General features: G+C 38.4%; 3 protein-coding genes. All 3 read right to left on the bottom strand.

Features of this window, described 5'->3' with window-relative positions; translation table 11 throughout:
- Positions 1–1,038: alkaline phosphatase family protein (locus tag IQ229_RS19105; protein ID WP_194046444.1), on the bottom strand; the 1,038-nt coding region annotated here is incomplete at its 3' end.
- 11 nt (positions 1,039–1,049) lie between these two features.
- A complete protein-coding gene (eboE, locus tag IQ229_RS19100) occupies positions 1,050–2,276 on the bottom strand; it encodes a metabolite traffic protein EboE (RefSeq protein WP_194046442.1) in 1,227 nt (408 codons plus the stop codon).
- Positions 2,277–2,422: 146 nt separating this feature from the next.
- Positions 2,423–3,355: a UbiA-like protein EboC gene (gene eboC / locus IQ229_RS19095; RefSeq protein ID WP_322744021.1), complete on the bottom strand. Its 933-nt coding sequence runs from the start codon at positions 3,353–3,355 to the stop codon at positions 2,423–2,425.
- Between the last annotated feature and the right edge of the window lie 70 nt (positions 3,356–3,425).

The raw sequence follows: 3,425 nt of genomic DNA, 5'->3' as shown, positions 1-3,425 counted from the left end.
ATAATAGGTAAACCAAGCGTCAGATTGAGCGATCGCTACCAACTCCCCCGATCTAGGATGATCGAGATGGTAGGCTTGCTTACCCTCTTCATCCAATACCTGCGCTACGCCTGCAGTCGCTTCTAAAAGCGATCGCACTTTCGGGATATACGCCGGATCGTTCACATATACATGAGCAATTTGATGATCGGCAACAGCAAAGGCAATGCTAGCACCAAAATCGAGCAGTTCTCGCCCTAATTCTTCTCGCACAGCAATTAAACCATTTTCCCGTAGTACGCGGTTCAAATCCACCGCTTTAGAGACTGGAGTAATGCCATACTCAGAAAGAATAATTACTTGAGTGTTGCGTGCTTCAAAATATTTAATTAAATCGCCACAAACAGCATCAATTTCTTGCAAATCAGCTTGAATCTGTGTTTGATTGTTACCAAACTTTTGCAGACAGTAATCTAAATGTGGTAGATAAACTAGTGATAGTGTAGGGCTGTAGCGTTCCTCAATCCATTTTGCAGAATTGGCGATCCATTGGCTAGAACTAATGGTAGTTTTTGGCCCCCAGAAATCGAATAAAGGGAAATTTCCTAAATCAGATTGAATTTGCGATCGCACATCACTAGGATGTGTATAAATATCAGGTAACTTTCTCCCATCTGCGGGATACATCGGACGCGGCGTAATCGCATAATCTACTGAAGAATACATATTGTACCACCAAAAAAGGTTGGCACAAGTGAAAGTTGGGTCAATTGATTTAGCTATTTCCCAAACTTTGGGAGCTTGTACTAGTTTATTAGATTGTCGCCAAAACTTCACTTCACATTCATCCCGGAAGTACCAACCATTAGCGACAATTCCATGTTTATCAGGCCATTTTCCCGTCAAATAAGTAGCCTGAACCGAACAAGTTACAGCAGGTAGCACTTTTTTGATGGGAACCATTTGCCCAGTAGCCGCCCAGGAAGATAAAAACGGCGTGTTTTCTCCTAGTAAACTGGGCGTTAATCCGACAACATTTATAATAACTGTCTTTTTCATAAATTTACTTTTTAATTTGCAGCGAATTCTTTTAATACCCACTCATATTCACGCTGAATAGAAGTCAGCATATCTATCTTCATTTCTGATGGCAATACATCCCAAGTGTAAGTCTCAATTTCTAAATGTGAACAAGCATTATTTGTCTGAAGTAGATGCAAAACAGTAGCAATATCATCTTGCGTAGATTGCAAAATTTGATAATCATGAATAAAAATTGGGACATGAAAGTGAGTGCGCCATTCTTCAGCTAAAGATTGCTCTAAATGTGGTAATGCAGTTATTAAGTCAGGATAGTGATGGAGTGTACCATCGCTGCAACGTTCTATTACCTGGTGAAGATAGGTAGATTCTGCAAAAGGACGTAAGCGTTCAACTATCAAACTACGTTTTTCAACATCAGCAGGTATTTTTACTTTAATTGCAGCGCTGATTTGAATTTTGCCAATTTTAATCCCTGCCGATTGCAAACGCGTAAATACAGAATTTGGCTGCTCATATTCAACGGAAAAATGGCAGGTGTCATAGCAAACCCGAACGTGTTCTAGCAATTTAGTCTCTGCTAAATCTTGCTCAATATTTAAATTTTCTGATAAATAATTGCCGCCAATTGGCAATAACCGATTTTGATAAAAGTCAATTATTTCTGAAGTATTTTCAATTAAACCATCAGGCTCAGGTTCTAAATCAATATGAAGTATCTTGCCTGTTTCTTCACGGATGCGAATCATTTCTACAATAACTGATGCTATGTTCAAACAACTCTTTTTCACAACAGTCTCGAAAGTTGCTTGGTCTTTTACCCACCAAGGTTTATAGGATAATGGTAGTGTAGAAATTCCGCCATCAAGTCCTTGGGGTAATAAACTAGCTAAAATGTGTGCCAAGTTTAATGTATAATTAACCCGTTCTTGTGTAGACCAATCTGGTGCATAAACTTGGTCTTTTACCACCTGTCGATGAAATCCGCCATAAGGGAATCCGTTTAAGGAGAAAACATATAAATCTTCTTGAGTCAGCCAAGTTTGGAATTGAGCTAAGCTATTACTTTCTAAAAGTTCTTTTGCAGCAACATCTGCTAACCTCAAGCCAATACCAAAACGTTCTGTAGGCGATAAACGTGATTTGAGTTCGGGAATATACTTCTCTAAATTAGCGAACACCTCTAGCCAACTTTCACCAGGATGAATATTACTGCAATAAGTTAAGTGAAAATTATTGTTATTTGTAATTTTCATTTTTTAGCTCTATCCTTTGTATATGTAATCTGTTTTCTTTGGCTTAAACTATTTCACAAAATACTTGCTACATATTCATGGGTAGGGGCGCACATCTATGCGCCACTAGAGCCAATTGATGGTATTACTGGGTATATACATTCAATTTAAGTAACAGCAAATACTTTTGCTAACTTCATCGAAATTGGTAGCAAAATTAGAACGAATAAACCGTAATACAAACCAGCGAAACCAGATGCAACGGTTGCATCTAAGACTATTAGAGACAAAACGCCTATTCTCACAGCATTGCGGATATTTTCAGCTATCGGTTCCCGCGCCGCTTTGATAAAGTTAGGCAAGATTCTAATAGCTAATAAAATACCGAATGGTAGGGCTGCGATCGCTCTATACTCTTCTAATAATCCTAAAGCTAAAACTGCTGTCAAAACTATTGCAATTAGAAGTAGTGAGAGTACTCCCGTAATCTTCTTACCTCCATGAACTTCACCCTGACTAATTGCCGTGATAGCAGCAATATAAAGAACAGGAATCAGCGCTAAATACCAACGTTCTCCGATTATTTCGGGTACAGCACTTACACCTAATAATAAGTTACTGCCACGACACAAACCCATATTTAAAGGGCCGAAAAAAGGATGATGTTTGGCGAGTGAGTTATAGAGGAGGCATGAAAGAGTAATAAATGTTGCGATCGCAGCACTTAACAACGATACTTGAAAAGCAGCTATAATCCCGATCGCAAATAGTATACTTCCTAATAAAGTAGCATTTTGACTAGATACGCGACCACTGGGAATTGCTCTATTTGGTCGTTCTTTCGCGTCTAACTCTGCATCAAAAACATCGTTAAAAACTATCCCACCACCGTATAAACCAGTTGTAGCTAATAACAACCAAACTAATGGAATTAGTATGGCAAAACTTGCTTCACCATTAATTAATTTGGTAAAAATAATTCCAGAACCGGAAGCAGCAAAACCTAGAAATATATCCGCCCAAGCAGTAATAATATTAGCGGGACGCATCAATTCCAGATAACCCCGCCAGCTTTGAAAATTTAAGCTTGCAACATTCACTTATCTGCCTCCATGCTTAGTATTTCTCAAAATAAACCGTATATTAAAAATGAACCAGATATTTATACAC

The sequence above is a fragment of the Nostoc cf. edaphicum LEGE 07299 genome (assembly GCF_015207245.1).
Classification (GTDB): domain Bacteria; phylum Cyanobacteriota; class Cyanobacteriia; order Cyanobacteriales; family Nostocaceae; genus Nostoc; species Nostoc edaphicum_B.
The sequence above is the reverse complement of the archived record's forward strand: the minus strand, read 5'-3'. Positions and strand labels throughout refer to the sequence as shown.